We start from the raw sequence: 14357 nt of genomic DNA, 5'->3' as shown, positions 1-14357 counted from the left end.
TGATTCTAAATCTTTATGTTTCTCAAGTTCTACATTTCTCAAATCTTATTGCTGCGTCTCCAGATATTCATCTTCTCGGCATCCTTAATCAGTTCATCTCTGAACTGCGGATGTGCAACGGAGATGATGGCCTCACATTTCTGCCAGGTGGACAGACCTTTTAAGTTAACCTTGCCGTACTCTGTTACGAGATAATGGATATTGGCACGGGTGTCCGTTACGATGGAACCCTGGTTTAAGGTCGGAAGAATTCTGGATTTTAACTGGCCGTCCCTTGTGTTGAAGGTGGAGGAACAGCAGATAAAGCTCTTTCCGCCTTTGGAAAGGTAAGCGCCCAGTACAAAGTCAAGCTGTCCGCCGGCTCCGCTGATATGTTTAACGCCTGCCGACTCCGCATTGACCTGTCCGAAGAGGTCTACGTCTACCGCATTGTTGATGGACATGAAGTTATCCAGCGCGGAGATGGAGCGGATATCATTGGTGTAATCAACCGGTGCGCTCATACATTCAGGATTGTTATTAATGTAGTCGTAAAGTTTTTTCGTACCTGCGCCGAAAGCGTAAACCTGACGGCCCTTGTCGATGCCCTTGTGAGCGCCCGTGATCTTACCGGCAGCGGCAATATCCACAAATGCGTCAACATACATCTCGGTGTGAACGCCCAGATCTTTTAAGTCTGATTTGGCGATGAGGGAACCTACGGCATTCGGCATTCCGCCGATACCAAGCTGAAGGCAGGCTCCGTTCGGGATCTCCTCCACGATCAGTTTTGCAACGGCCTCATCCACTTCCGTGGCGGCTCCGCCTGCGCCCATCTCGGCGATAGGAGGATTGCTTCCCTCTACAACCATGTCAACCTGGGAGATATGCACGCCGTTCTCAAATCCGCCGAGGCAGACCGGCATATTCTCATTCACTTCCACGATGATGACTTTGGAGGTCTCGCAGCAGGCTGCCATATGGGAGGCGTTCGGCCCGAAGTTAAAGTATCCGTGTGCGTCCATCGGAGCAACCTGGAAGATGGCAACGTCCGGTTTGGTAGAGGACTCTCTGTAGTATCTTGGAAGCTCGGAATAGCGGATTGGAGCATAATAGGAAAATCCCTGTGCAATTGCCTTTCTCTCGATTCCGCTCATGTGCCAGGAATTCCATGTGAGATGCTCGGCCGGATTCTCGATTTTGAAAATCTCCGGTACCCACATCAGGATTCCACCTCTGAAATTGACGTTGGTCAGCTCAGGCATACGTTTTGCCAGGGCGGCGTCTACGGCAACCGGAGTTCCGGTCGTCCAGCCATAGTCAACCCAGTCACCAGACTTGACCACTGCCGCGGCCGCGTCGGCGGAAACCAGTTTTTCTGCATACATTTTCTTATAATCCATACTGTTCACCTTATCCTTAAACTTTTTAAAATGATGAAATAAGTGTAGCATTCTGTGGATTTTTTGTCAATGCTCACGGGCAGGGCGCTTATGCTCTCCGATACTCCGTCAGGGCAGCGATGAGCTTTGGCAGCAGGACTTCCACGCTGCCGACAATTCCCAAATCGGAGATATCGAAAATCGGTGCGGCCGGATTCTTATTGATGGAAATAATCAGCCGGGACGCCTCCATTCCCGTCACGTGCTGGAATGCTCCCGAGATACCGCAGGCCAGATAGAGGTCGGGGCGCACGGTTTTTCCCGTCTGTCCCACCTGAGGGGAAGCGTCGATCCAGCCGGACTCCACACATGCCCTGGAACAGGCGATCTGGCCGTCCAGGAGGGAAGCCAGTGTCCGGAGCGTTTTAAATCCTTCCGGACCGCCGATGCCGCGCCCTCCTGCGACAAGGACCCTGGACCGGGTGATGTCGGATTCCTGTTCCCTGCCTTTGACCGTGGAAATGATGGAGACGCCGTCTTCCATATTGCTGAAATCCATGGGAAAGGAACGGATAACGGCCGGGGGCATTTCGGGAGGAGTCTCCTCCGCCCTCATTTTTGCAAGCACGCCCGGCCGGACTGTGGCCATCTGCGGCCGTTTTTCCCTGCAGACAAAGGTATCGATGGAAATGCCGTCCGTATTGGGGCGCGTCATGAGCAGCAGGCCGTTTTCCGGTGAGAGGGAGAGAGCGGTGCAGTCGGTGACAAGGCCGGTATTCAGCCTGGCCGCGGCGCCGGAGGCGATTTCTATTCCGCTCATGGTGGAGCCGAAGAGGACGATTTCCGGTTCTGCCTTTTTAATGGCCCGGCTCACGGCTTCCGCATAGGGTTTTGCCCTGTATTCTTCAAGGAAGGGAGCGTCAATCACCCACACCTCGTCACTGCCTTCTTCCGCCAGCTTCTCTGCGGATTCTTTAAGCCGGAAACCGGCAATGACGGCGATCACCCTGCCGCCCGTCCGCCTTGCCAGTTCTCTGGCTCCGCAGATCAGTTCCAGACTGATTTTCTGTAATTTTCCGTCTCTCTGTTCCGCGATTATGACAATATCATGGTTCATTTCGTATCCCTTTCTTCTAAATTATATGGTTTTTGTGCATGATGTCCATAATGGCGGTTATGGCCTCCTCCGTGGAAACGGTGAGGACGGTCCCGTGGTGCCTCTCTTTTTTCTTATCTGAATGGAGAAGTGTGAGACAGGAGGGATCGCCGGAGCGGAGCGCTATATCCGCCGGTATCACCGGAATCTTCATCGAGTAGGCCCTGGTAATGCCGTCGGCCGTCATATAGATTCGCTTTCCGGGCTGCAATAGGGCGCTTATCAGACAGGGGGAAGGAAGGTTCACCATCTGGTACCTGTCTTCAAACAGGCGCTTTACGGTAAAACCGTCCTTTTCGGAATAGGCGGTTTCGTCCGCATATCCGGCCTGGGGGAGGTCCAGAAATGAGGCCAGCAGGAAACCGGTTTGTATTGTGTCGGCATCCACGTTATAGCAGCTCGTGAAAATGGCGTTAAATTCCATGGAGCGGAGATTATCGCAGAGCAGCCGGGCATACAGTAACGGTTCGGGAGTGGAAGGAAGGCCGGGAGGGAGAAGAAGCAGAAGAGCGCCGTCACATCCCATTGCGACGGCCTCCCTGAGAAGGGAAAGTCCTGACTCCGTGCCCAGGCAGACCGCTGTGACGGAGCCTCCGGCCTGTTTTTTTAAGCGCAGGGCTGCCTCCACTGCGGCGTAATCCTGTTTTGCCTCTGTGCCGGGGGAGGTTTGACGAATGATGGCAATCGTATTCATAAAAAATCCTCACTTTTCGCTGTTAACAACGAAAAGCACGCTTCGCGAACTTTTCATTGCCACTTAATTTAAGAAAAAGCATTGTGTCATGAAGACTACAATGCTTTTTCCGCAATCTGCCGCAGCGATTTTCTAATAAAATCTGTTTCCTTCGGACTGAAATCCTTTAAGACTTCCTCGTTCACCTCATCGATAATCTTGAGGACCGGCTCCTTCAGGGCCTCGCCCTTGGGAGTGATCATGACGAGAATCTCACGCCGGTTATCCGGGTTGATGACACGGTCAATTAAATCCTTCTTCTGCATTCTGTCCAGGATTCCTGATACAGTGGAGGTTTCCAGGCAGAGCAGTTCTGCGATCTGGCGCGGAAGGCAGGTGCCGCCGCCGATCCACAGGCAGTTTAATATGCCGTACTGGGAAGGGGTGATGTCATAAGGCGCCAGCCGCTGGCTCAGATACTGGAAAACCGTATGCTGTGCAGTGGTGAGCAGAAAATTAATACATTCTTTGAGTTCCATAATTGTTTGTTCATCGCCTTTCTGTGCAAATATTTTCTGTTCGAACTGTTTCTATTATAAGAAAATTTGCATGCAAAGTCAAACAGATCCGGGCTCATTACGGCACAGCCGGGAAACGGCCATGCCGCGAGCAGTAACAGAAGACGTATGAGAGACTTTTATCTGAATAAACTTCCGCTGATTACAAGTTTCTGGATTTCGTTTGTTCCCTCGTAAATCTGAGTGATCTTGGAATCCCTCATCATACGCTCTACGTGGTATTCTTTCATGAAGCCGTTGCCGCCCAGCATCTGTACGGCCTCTGTTGTAACGTGCATTGCGGCGTTGGTGCAGACAAGTTTTGCTTTGGCGGCAGGAATGGAGTAGGATCTTCCTTCGGATTTGTCGAGAGCGGCTTTGTAGAGCATGTACTTAGCCTGCTCGATTTCGCATTCCAGTTCGGCCATCTTGAAAGCAAGATACTGGTTTCTGTAGAGCGGTTTACCAAACTGTTCCCTTGTCATGAGATATTTTCTTGCGATTTCAAACGCGCCTTCGGCGAGTCCGAGTCCCTGTGCGGCAACGCCGATACGGCCGCCGTCCAGTGTCTTCATGGCAATCTTGAAACCCTGTTTCTCTTCGCCCAGAAGAGCAGTCTCAGGAATCTCACAATTTTCAAAAACGAGTTCGGAAACCTGTGCGGAGCGGATACCCATCTTGTTCTCAATTTTTCCGATGGATAATCCGGGAGTGCCTTTTGTAACATGGAAACAGGAGAGGCCCTTGCTGCCCAGTTCCGGATGAGTCAGTGCATATACTGCAAAGTGTTCGGAGAGAGGTCCGTTGGTATTGAAGCACTTCAGGCCGTTTAATACGTATTTGTCGCCCTTCTTTTCCGCAATTGTAACACAGCCGCCTGCGTCGGATCCTGCGTTCGGCTCGGTCAGGCCGAAGGAACCGAATGTTTTACCTGAAAGAACTTCCGGGAGGAATTCTCTCTTCTGCTCCTCGGAACCGCCGTTTGCAATACTGCCGCCGTAAAGGGAAGTGGATACGGAGTAGGAGATACCGACGGATGCGTCAACCTTGGAAATTTCTTCTACTGCGATAGCGTAGTCCAGATAGTCCCTACCTGAACCGCCGTATTCCTTCGCATAAGGAAGTCCGATCAGGCCCATCTCGCCCATCTTCTTATAGAGCTCTACCGGATACTCACTTTTCTCATCACGTTCAATGACACCCGGAGCCAGTTCTTTCTCTGCAAATTCTCTTACTGCCTGCTGTAATGCTAATCGGTCTTCTGTTAACTGGAAATTCATAGTGTTACCTCCTTAGGATAAATGATTGGTTTGTCTTCGGACGGCCGCGACGGGACCGCCGTATGTTTTGGTTAATATTTTACATGCGAGAAATTATGTTTACAAATATCTAGCATGCTAATTAATAGCTTGCATAAATAATACTTCTTTTTTCTCTGTTGGTCAATATACAAAGTGTAAAATTATCTGCCGTTTTTTTGTGTAATTTCACAACAACCGCAGATTCCGGCCGGAACTGTCAAAGTCCGAGGGATGCCAGCACGATGAAGAAACCACAGGCGATAAACGGAATAATGATCTGAGTGACGGCAATATCCCAGTAAGCTTCCTTGTGCGTCATCTTACAGATGCCGAGAAGCGTAATCTGCGCGCCCTGGTGGGGCAGGGTGTCGAGAGTTCCGGCAGCGATGGCGGCAATGCGGTGGACATACTGGAAGTTGATGCCCATTTCCATATAAGTGCTTTTCAATGCGTTGAAGGCAACGCCCATTCCGCCGGAAGCGGAACCGCAGGCTCCGGCGCAGACCGCCACGGTGATCATAACAAATACGAGAGGCGGCATATGCAGGCTTTTAAGCGTCAGTACAAGGTCGGTAAACCCCTGCGTGTTCTGCACAACGCCTCCGAATCCAACGACGATAGCCGTGTTCAGGATTGCGACTCCCGAGTCGGCGGCTCCCTTGTTGAATACTTCGATCCAGCGGTTCAGGCCGCCTACCCTCCGGAACATCAGAAGGACGGAAGCGCCGATGCCGGCCAGTACCGCGGTTTCCACCGGGAAACCGAGAAGGTTAAATACGGTCAGGATAATGAGAATCGGCAGGAATGCAATGATCCAGTGAGGCAGATCCCTGCTTTCCTCGGTACTCAGTTCCTCGTCCGTGAGCTGGTATTTGAGAGAGGCGTCATTAAATACCAGGCCCTTTTTTGTGAATTTTCTGGCCCTGTATTCCAGCCAGGCAAAAATCAGGGCAAACATGGCGGCCGTGGTGATGAGCGACGGCACAAAAGCGGCCGTGGCCGGAGTTCCCAGGTTGGTCATGGCAATGTAGTTCTGGATGGAAGGAGAACCGGGACCGCTCATGGACCATGTCCAGCAGCCCGCCGATATGGCGGCCGGCAGCAGTCTCCTCGTAAGATTGGCTTCCTTAAATAACTGGATGGCAATCGGATAGATGACAAAGAACACAACAAAGCCGCTGACGCCGCCGAATGTCAGTATTCCGGTGATGCACATGATAATCGGAGCGGCATATTTTCCCTTGCTGACCTTGACGATGGCCCTTGCAATGGATTCTGCGGCTCCCGTAAACTGATAGACGGAGCCGAACAGAGCGCCCACAAAAAAGATAAGGAAATACTTGATAATGTAATCTCCGGCAGCCGGCATGAACTGGTTCTGCAGGCTGTCGAGAATCGGAAGGCCCGAGCAGACTGCGACAAAGATGGTGATGATTGGAGCCAGAATCAGGGCGCTGACCTGCTTAAACGCCAGCAGCCCAAACAATACGATAGCAATAAATAAAATCCATATCTGAAAATTCATAGATACATACCCCCCTGACAATTAGATTTGCTATTTGGCCAGTCCCATCAGCTCATTTCTGAAAATACGGCCGTCCATTAATTTTGGCTGTCCATCCATCCTGGGAGTGAATCCCATCTGATCGATAATCTGGGTCTGTATATCAATTCCGGGAGCCACTTCGAGAAGATAAACCCCGTCTTTTCTAAGCTCGAATACGGCCCGCTCGGTGATGTAGAGCACCGGCTGCCCCGTCTTATTGGCATAATTGCCGCTGAAGGTAATCTGCTCCACCTGCTCGATAAATTTCTGCTCCCTGCCTTCAGAAAGAATCTGAAGTTCCCCGTTTTCAAAGGCAACTTTCAGTCCGCCGGCGGTAAACGTACCGCAGAAGAATACCCGTTTTGCATTCTGGGTGATGTTGATAAAGCCTCCGCAGCCCGCTATTCTCGGACCGAACTTGCTGACATTGATATTGCCGCATCGGTCGGCCTGGGCCAGACCGAGAAACGCATAGTCCACGCCGCCTCCGTCATAGAAGTCGAACTGGTACGGCTGATCCAGAATAGCCTCGGGATTGACGGAACCGCCGAATTTCGGACCGCCCTGGGGAACTCCGCCGACAGGACCGGCCTCCACGGTCAGGGTCATATAGTCGCCGATTCCCTCCTCGTTCGCAACCATGGAAATATATTCGGGAACTCCGATCCCCAGATTGACGACGGAATCATTTTTCAGTTCCATCGCAGCCCTGCGGCCGATCACTTTCTTTGCGGAGAGGGAAGGGTAGGACAGGCTGCTTAACGGCACGCTGAAATCTCCGGTCATGGCCCCGTCGTATTCACAGCCGACGCACTGTTCGTGATCCTTCATATCCTCACATACCACAACGGCATCCACATAGATTCCGGGGATTTTAACGAGCTTCGGATCAAGACAGCCGTTCTTTACGACTTTTTCCACCTGTACAATCACTTTGCCTCCGCTGTTACGGACAGCCTGTGCAATGGATGTGGACTCAAGGGACGCCACCTCGTGCTCCATCGTTATGTTGCCGTTTTCATCGGAATAAGTGCCGCGGATAAAGGCAATATCCAGGGGAAACGATTTATAAAGCAGCTTTTCTTCACCGAGGATTTCGACTACCTCCACCAAATCATCCGTTGTAATGGAGTTCAGCTTACCGCCCTCAATTCTTGGATCGGCAAAGGTGTTCAGGCCCACGTGGGTGATGGTGCCGATGCGGTGCGCCGCGATATCGCGGAAGAGCTGTGACAGAGTGCCCTGGGGAAGGTTGTAACCCTCGATCTTGTTTTCCAGGACCATCCGGCCAAGGTTCGGAACCATATTCCAGTGACCGCCGATTACGCGTTTCACCATGCCCTCATGGGCGAAATGATCGGCTCCGCTGCCGTCCCTGTTGCCCTGGGCGGCGGCGTAAAACAGGGTCAGATCCTTTGGAGCGCCCGTTTCCAGAAATCTCTGCTCCAGAGCCTTTGACAGAGCCTCCGGCATATCACTTGCCACAAATCCGCTGGTAGTCACGGTCATGCGGTCTGTGACCGCTGCGGCTGCCTCGGCGGCTGTTATAATAGAAACCTTGCTCATATATTACCTCCTGTGGTTTAAGAATCATAAAACAGTGTTGTATGCATAAATGAAATTTTGTAAAACTGAAAACAGTCTTTGCACGGTTATAAGAATAGAAATCAGACAATTTAAAGCAAAAAAATATAAAAAATACCGGAGCCGGGTTTTACACCAACTCCGGTTAATCTGTATTACCTATGTAATTTTAGAAATCCGTCAGATCGGCTTTTCTCTTTTCCAGAAATGCCTGCATTCCTTCCGCTTTGTCATGGGTGGAGAATGCCAGACCGAAAAGATTGGCTTCCAGCTTCAGGCCGCTGTCCAAATCGGTGTCCATGCCCGTGTTGATGGCCTGTTTTGCGAGGGTAACTCCAAAGCTGGCCTTGGACATGATTTTCTTCGCCATTTCCTTACAGTAGTTAAGAAGCTCTTCCTGAGGAACCACCTTATTGGCAAGTCCGATGCGGTAGGCCTCCTGGGCATCAATCTGGTCGGTGGTGAAAATCAGTTCCTTGGCGCGTCCCTTGCCAACCAGTCTCGGAAGGCGCTGTGTGCCTCCAAAGCCGGGAAGGATTCCGAGATTGACTTCCGGCTGGGCAAATTTAGCGTTTTCAGCGGCAATCCTGATGTCGCAGCACATGGAAATTTCACATCCGCCGCCGAGGGCGTATCCGTTGACGGCCGCAATGGTCACCTGAGGCATATTCTCAAATTTCTTAAAGGTATCGGCTGCCAGAAGCGCCATGGCGCGTCCTTCCTGTGGGGTGGCGTTAACCATTTCAGAAATGTCGGCGCCTGCGACAAACGCTTTCTGTCCGGCTCCCGTCAGAATTACCACCTTTACTTCTTTCGATTTCTCAATCTCGGCGGCAATGTCGCCCAACTCTGCCAGCGTCTCGCTGTTCAGTGCGTTTAAAGACTTAGGACGGTTGATTGTGACAACTGCAATGCCGTTTTCTGTTTCTACCAATAAGTTGTTGTAATTTTTTACTTCCATGATCCGTTCCTCCCAATTTTGAATGATTTGGTTAATAAAATTTTCCGGAGCCATCGTCGCTGCTCTTATAATCAGGAGTATATCACAGTTATAAATGAATGTGAATAGTTTTGGGATAAAAAATATAGCATGCTAATAATTCGAAATAAATCAAAGAGCAAACGAAAAATTGGCACAAATAGATAAAAATATTTTTGATTTTTGGGGAAATTACCTCTGGAAATGGGGGTCAGAATTTTTGAGAACAGATTTTTTCCGTCTAAATGAACAAAAATAGAGCCTGATTTTCTATGGGAAAGCGGCCCCTGCATCAGGAGCGGAGCCGAAGCCGTTACATTCTTTTCACTTTTACTATCTTTCCAGCACTTGTTTTATATACGCAGCAGTTATATTTTTGTAGTACATGTAATGGCTAAACTTATACGGAACGTAACGCGCGGCCGGAGGAACGGCCTTTTTCGGCTCCCTGACACAGCGGCTGTCTGCAGCATGCAAAATTATTCAGGAGTAAGCTAATTGTTAGCATGCTAGATAAAGCTTGTATGTATGATAATTCATTTTCACCCTTTCGTCAATGTACAGATTGCATAATATAGAAAGTGCTTTATTGTGAATAGTTACGGTAATGCACCGGTACGGAGCATCCCGAAACCCGTCCGGCGCCTCAAAAAATAGCCTGATTATTGATATATTAATATCACAGTTATAAATAGAGGCGAATAACAGGAGAAAAGGAATGTCCAAAATCTCACACAGTTGGGTAACTATTTAGTAATATCGCAAAAGAAACCGGATGAAAAGTAAAAAATATGTAAAAAAAATTGTGCAAAATTGCCAGTGGGTCTGAAAAACCGGCAAAAAATCATTGATAAAACCGTGTTAAGAAAGCATTATAAAAAGTTTATAAATTCATTGATAATTATTTGACAGGACACTTCAAGAGTGATAAGATATAGTTACTATCAATCTATGCAATTGTTTTATTTACGTGGCAAGTCATTTTTTAAGGAGGAAATTTGATATGTCAAAGAAAGTCGTAATAGCAAGTGCATGCCGTACCGCCGTAGGTTCCATGGGCGGTCAGCTCAGCACAGTGCCGGCAGCAGAAATGGGCGCTGTCGTTATTAAAGAAGCACTGAACAGAGCTGGCGTAGCACCGGAACAGGTAGATCACGTTTACATGGGCTGTGTAATCCAGGCCGGCCTTGGTCAGAACGTGGCTCGTCAGATGTCTATCAAAGCAGGACTTCCTATCGAAGTTCCGGCAGTGACAATGAACGTTGTGTGTGGCTCCGGTTTACATTGTGTAAACGCAGCAGCACAGATGATCGTTGCAGGTGACGCTGACATCGTAGTAGCAGGCGGCGCGGAGAACATGTCCGCAGCACCATATGCGTTAATGAACGCACGTTACGGCTACCGTATGAACAACGCTCCAATGATCGACACCATGGTAAATGACGCCCTGTGGGATGCCTTCAACGGTTATCACATGGGAATCACCGCAGAGAACATCTGCGACAAATGGGGCATTACAAGAGAAGAGCTTGACGAGTTTGCAGCAGCCAGCCAGCAGAAGGCATGCGCAGCACGTGAAGCAGGCAGATTCAAAGACGAGATCGTTCCGATCGAAATCAAGAAGAAAAAAGAAACTGTCATTGTTGATACCGACGAAGGCCCGCGTGCAGGTACAACAAAAGAATCACTTGCCAGACTTCGTCCTGCATTTAAACCAGACGGCGGACGTGTTACGGCAGGTAATGCTTCCTCTATCAACGACGGCGCAGCAGCAGTAGTTGTTATGAGCGAAGAAAAAGCAAAAGAACTGGGAATCAAACCAATGGCTACTTGGGTTGCAGGCGCACTTGGCGGCGTTGATCCTACTATCATGGGTATCGGCCCTGTAGCAGCTACCAACAAGGTTCTCAAGAAAACAGGCATGAAAGTTGAGGACTTCGACCTGATCGAAGCAAACGAGGCATTCGCTGCACAGTCTATCGCAGTTGCCCGTGATTTACACTTCAACAGCGACATCCTGAACGTAAACGGCGGAGCTATCGCCATTGGACATCCGGTAGGAGCTTCCGGATGCCGTATCCTTACTACATTGTTATACGAGATGCAGAAACGGGACGCTAAGAAAGGTCTCGCAACACTTTGTATCGGCGGCGGCATGGGATGTGCCACAATCGTCGAGAGAGACTAAGCAGTTTAAATAACCGGAATCTGTGGAGGGGGACAACCCCTCCACGCTCCGGCTGTTTCTGGTTTAACTACATAATTATGTAAGGAGATGATGGCAATGGGGTTTGTTGATTACGAAGAGGATGGATACGTTGGCATTATGACCATCAACCGTCCGGCAGCACTCAATGCGTTAAATGAAGATGTGTTAAAGGATATCGAAGCTGCTTTTGATGCAGTGGATCTTTCCAGAATCAGAACCATTATCCTGACAGGCGCAGGGGAGAAATCCTTTGTGGCCGGAGCCGACATCGCTGCCATGAGCACGATGACAAAGGCTGAGGGTGAAGCATTTGGCAAATTCGGCAATGATATTTTCCGTAAGATCGAGACATTCCCGATTCCGGTAATTGCGGCAGTAAACGGATTCGCGCTTGGCGGCGGCAATGAGCTTGCCATGAGCTGTGACATCCGCATCTGTTCCGATAATGCGATGTTCGGCCAGCCGGAAGTTGGCCTTGGAATCACACCGGGATTCGGCGGCACTCAGAGACTGGCCCGTCTGATTGGTGTAGGAAAAGCGAAAGAGATGGTTTACGGCGCCCGAAACATCAAGGCGGATGAGGCGTACAGACTGGGACTTGTCAATGCGGTTTATACACAGGAAGAACTGATGCCGGCGGCAAAGAAGCTGGCGGCAGGCATCGCGAAGAATGCTCCTATTGCAGTGAGAAATTCTAAGAAGGCGATGAACGAAGGACTTCAGGTTGATATGGATCAGGCTATCGTCATTGAGGAAAAAGCATTTGGCGACTGCTTTGAGACAGAGGATCAGAAAGAAGGCATGACCGCGTTTCTCGAGAAACGAAAAGTAGAAAATTTCAATAACAAATAACAGTGTAAAATCAGGAGGATTTGTCATGAAAGTTGGTATTATTGGTGCAGGAACAATGGGTTCCGGTATTGCTCAGGCTTTTGCCCAGGTAGATGGTTACGAAGTATGTTTATGTGATATTAATGAAGAATTCGCCGCAAACGGCAAAATGAGAATTGCAAAAGGATTTGAGAAACGTGTTGCAAGAGGCAAGATGGACAAGGAAACTGCCGACAGAGTCCTTGCCAAAATCCACCCAGGTGTGAAGACAATCTGCGCTGACTGCGATCTGGTAGTTGAAGCAGCAATCGAGGATATGGAAATCAAAAAACAGACCTTCAGAGAACTGGCTGCAATCTGCAAACCGGAGTGTATCTTCGCAACAAACACATCTTCTCTGTCCATCACGGCAATCGGTGCAGGACTTGACAGACCGGTAGTAGGTATGCACTTCTTTAACCCGGCTCCTGTTATGAAGCTGGTAGAGGTAATCGCCGGACTGAACACACCAGAAGTGACTGTCGACAAAGTAAAAGCAATCTCAGAAGAAATCGGAAAGATCCCGGTTCAGGTAGAGGAAGCCGCAGGTTTCGTAGTAAACAGAATCCTGATTCCGATGATAAATGAAGCTATCGGCATTTATGCCGAGGGCGAAGCAACTGTAGAAGGCATCGACACAGCTATGAAGCTGGGCGCAAGTCATCCGATGGGACCGCTGGCTCTTGGAGATCTGATTGGTCTTGACGTAGTACTTGCCATCATGGAAGTATTACAGGCTGAATCCGGAGATCCGAAGTATCGTCCGCACCAGCTCCTTCGTAAGATGGTCCGCGGCGGAAAGTTAGGACAGAAATCCGGCGAAGGCTTCTATAAGTACAATTAATTAATTATTTGAACCGCATCAGGCGTGCCTAAGCCGCCTTTAAGCGCTATATAAGAAAATGATGGAGGAATAGACATGGATTTTACATTAAGTAAAGAGCATGAAATGGCGAGGAAGTTATTCCATGACTTCGCCGAAAAAGAAGTAAAACCTTTAGCACAGGAAGTTGACGAGACAGAACATTTCCCGACAGGTACCGTTGAGAAAATGCAGAAACTGGGCTTCATGGGAATTCCGGTTCCGAAGGAGTACGGCGGACAGGGCTGCGATCCGTTAACATACGCTATGTGTGTTGAGGAGCTTTCAAAGGTTTGCGGTACTACAGGCGTTATCGTATCTGCACATACCTCTCTTTGCTGTGATCCAATCCAGACCTACGGTACTGAAGAGCAGAAACAGAAATTCCTGGTTCCCCTTGCAAAAGGTGAGAAATTAGGTGCTTTCGGTTTAACAGAGCCAGGCGCTGGTACAGATGCACAGGGACAGCAGACAAAAGCTGTTTTAGATGGTGACGAGTGGGTACTTAACGGTTCCAAAATCTTCATCACAAACGGTAAGGAAGCTGATGTCTATGTAATCATCGCTGTAACAGGCATTAAAGAAGATGCAAGAGGAAGAAAGAAAAAAGAAATCTCTGCATTTATCGTAGAAAAAGGAACTCCAGGATTCACCTTCGGAACGAAAGAGAAGAAGATGGGTATCCGTGGTTCAGCAACATATGAGCTGATCTTTACAGACTGCAGAATCCCGAAGGAGAACATCTTAGGACAGCAGGGTAAAGGCTTTGGTATCGCTATGCATACTCTGGATGGCGGACGTATCGGTATTGCTGCTCAGGCACTCGGCCTTGCAGAGGGCGCTCTCGACAGAACAGTTGAATATGTTCAGGAAAGAAAGCAGTTCGGCCGTTCCATCGGACAGTTCCAGAATACACAGTTCCAGTTAGCTGATATGGCTACAAAAGTTAAAGCGGCTCAGCTCCTTGTTTACAGAGCAGCTATGGCTAAGAAGACACAGAAAAATTATTCTGTAGAAGCAGCTATGGCTAAATTATACGCAGCAGAGGTTGCTATGGAAGTTACAACCAAGGCTGTTCAGCTTCACGGCGGTTACGGCTACACAAGAGAATATGATGTAGAGCGTATGATGCGTGATGCTAAGATTACAGAGATCTACGAAGGAACATCTGAAGTTCAGAGAATGGTAATTTCTGCTTCCCTGTTAAAATAAGATTTCCAGGCAATAGATTTTAACGTATCTCAATTATGAGAAAAAAA

12 protein-coding genes are annotated in these 14357 nt (G+C 49.2%); 4 read left to right on the top strand and 8 right to left on the bottom strand.

The features are described 5' to 3' along the window. Positions 1-38: 38 nt before the first annotated feature. From QZT18_RS10285 to QZT18_RS10250, 8 genes are all read right to left on the bottom strand, one after another. Positions 39-1382 carry a butyryl-CoA:acetate CoA-transferase gene (locus QZT18_RS10285; RefSeq protein WP_294147431.1) on the bottom strand — a complete coding sequence of 448 codons (1344 nt, stop codon included), beginning with the start codon at positions 1380-1382 and terminating at the stop codon, positions 39-41. A gap of 88 nt (positions 1383-1470) precedes the next feature. Further along, positions 1471-2478, bottom strand: coding sequence for an electron transfer flavoprotein subunit alpha/FixB family protein (locus QZT18_RS10280; RefSeq protein WP_294147429.1), 1008 nt, complete (start codon positions 2476-2478; stop codon positions 1471-1473). A gap of 16 nt (positions 2479-2494) precedes the next feature. Continuing rightward, a complete protein-coding gene (locus tag QZT18_RS10275) occupies positions 2495-3211 on the bottom strand; it encodes a hypothetical protein (protein WP_294147427.1) in 717 nt (238 codons plus the stop codon). Positions 3212-3306: 95 nt separating this feature from the next. Next, positions 3307-3729 (bottom strand): MarR family winged helix-turn-helix transcriptional regulator, encoded by a 423-nt coding sequence (locus tag QZT18_RS10270; protein WP_125143805.1) that lies wholly within the window; start codon positions 3727-3729, stop codon positions 3307-3309. A gap of 158 nt (positions 3730-3887) precedes the next feature. Then, entirely contained in the window at positions 3888-5027 is a 1140-nt protein-coding gene (locus QZT18_RS10265; RefSeq protein ID WP_294147424.1) for an acyl-CoA dehydrogenase family protein, read from the bottom strand. Positions 5028-5265: 238 nt separating this feature from the next. Then, positions 5266-6573: a GntP family permease gene (locus QZT18_RS10260; RefSeq protein ID WP_294147423.1), complete on the bottom strand. Its 1308-nt coding sequence runs from the start codon at positions 6571-6573 to the stop codon at positions 5266-5268. A gap of 30 nt (positions 6574-6603) precedes the next feature. Beyond that, positions 6604-8160, bottom strand: a complete 1557-nt coding sequence (locus QZT18_RS10255; RefSeq protein WP_294147421.1) for an acyl CoA:acetate/3-ketoacid CoA transferase — start codon at positions 8158-8160, stop codon at positions 6604-6606. A gap of 187 nt (positions 8161-8347) precedes the next feature. Further along, a complete protein-coding gene (locus QZT18_RS10250; protein WP_294147419.1) occupies positions 8348-9139 on the bottom strand; it encodes an enoyl-CoA hydratase-related protein in 792 nt (263 codons plus the stop codon). Positions 9140-10160: 1021 nt separating this feature from the next. Between QZT18_RS10250 and QZT18_RS10245 the strand changes: the two genes are divergently transcribed. The 4 genes from QZT18_RS10245 to QZT18_RS10230 all read left to right on the top strand — a co-directional run bounded on the left by QZT18_RS10245 (position 10161) and on the right by QZT18_RS10230 (position 14310). After that, positions 10161-11345, top strand: a complete 1185-nt coding sequence (locus tag QZT18_RS10245; protein ID WP_294147417.1) for an acetyl-CoA C-acetyltransferase — start codon at positions 10161-10163, stop codon at positions 11343-11345. A gap of 96 nt (positions 11346-11441) precedes the next feature. Then, the gene (locus tag QZT18_RS10240) at positions 11442-12218 is read left to right on the top strand and encodes an enoyl-CoA hydratase-related protein (protein WP_294147415.1); all 777 of its coding nucleotides are present in this window, start codon (positions 11442-11444) and stop codon (positions 12216-12218) included. A 25-nt stretch (positions 12219-12243) separates the two neighbouring features. Beyond that, positions 12244-13080, top strand: coding sequence for a 3-hydroxyacyl-CoA dehydrogenase family protein (locus tag QZT18_RS10235; RefSeq protein ID WP_294147414.1), 837 nt, complete (start codon positions 12244-12246; stop codon positions 13078-13080). Between the two features lie 75 nt (positions 13081-13155). Further along, positions 13156-14310, top strand: coding sequence for an acyl-CoA dehydrogenase (locus tag QZT18_RS10230; protein ID WP_294147412.1), 1155 nt, complete (start codon positions 13156-13158; stop codon positions 14308-14310). Positions 14311-14357: the final 47 nt, after the last annotated feature.

The organism is uncultured Clostridium sp., from assembly GCF_900547735.1.
Taxonomy (GTDB): Bacteria; Bacillota; Clostridia; order Lachnospirales; family Lachnospiraceae; genus Otoolea.
Note: the sequence above shows the minus strand (reverse complement) of the source record. Positions and strands in the feature narration are given on the sequence as shown.

Bases quoted from the DNA above. Each gene is read 5' to 3' on its own strand.
- QZT18_RS10285 (WP_294147431.1), bottom strand. From the start codon at position 1,382: ATGGATTATAAGAAAATGTATGCAGAAAAACTGGTTTCCGCCGACGCG.
- QZT18_RS10280 (WP_294147429.1), bottom strand. From the start codon at position 2,478: ATGAACCATGATATTGTCATAATCGCGGAACAGAGAGACGGAAAATTA.
- QZT18_RS10275 (WP_294147427.1), bottom strand. From the start codon at position 3,211: ATGAATACGATTGCCATCATTCGTCAAACCTCCCCCGGCACAGAGGCA.
- QZT18_RS10270 (WP_125143805.1), bottom strand. From the start codon at position 3,729: ATGGAACTCAAAGAATGTATTAATTTTCTGCTCACCACTGCACAGCAT.
- QZT18_RS10265 (WP_294147424.1), bottom strand. From the start codon at position 5,027: ATGAATTTCCAGTTAACAGAAGACCGATTAGCATTACAGCAGGCAGTA.
- QZT18_RS10260 (WP_294147423.1), bottom strand. From the start codon at position 6,573: ATGAATTTTCAGATATGGATTTTATTTATTGCTATCGTATTGTTTGGG.
- QZT18_RS10255 (WP_294147421.1), bottom strand. From the start codon at position 8,160: ATGAGCAAGGTTTCTATTATAACAGCCGCCGAGGCAGCCGCAGCGGTC.
- QZT18_RS10250 (WP_294147419.1), bottom strand. From the start codon at position 9,139: ATGGAAGTAAAAAATTACAACAACTTATTGGTAGAAACAGAAAACGGC.
- QZT18_RS10245 (WP_294147417.1), top strand. From the start codon at position 10,161: ATGTCAAAGAAAGTCGTAATAGCAAGTGCATGCCGTACCGCCGTAGGT.
- QZT18_RS10240 (WP_294147415.1), top strand. From the start codon at position 11,442: ATGGGGTTTGTTGATTACGAAGAGGATGGATACGTTGGCATTATGACC.
- QZT18_RS10235 (WP_294147414.1), top strand. From the start codon at position 12,244: ATGAAAGTTGGTATTATTGGTGCAGGAACAATGGGTTCCGGTATTGCT.
- QZT18_RS10230 (WP_294147412.1), top strand. From the start codon at position 13,156: ATGGATTTTACATTAAGTAAAGAGCATGAAATGGCGAGGAAGTTATTC.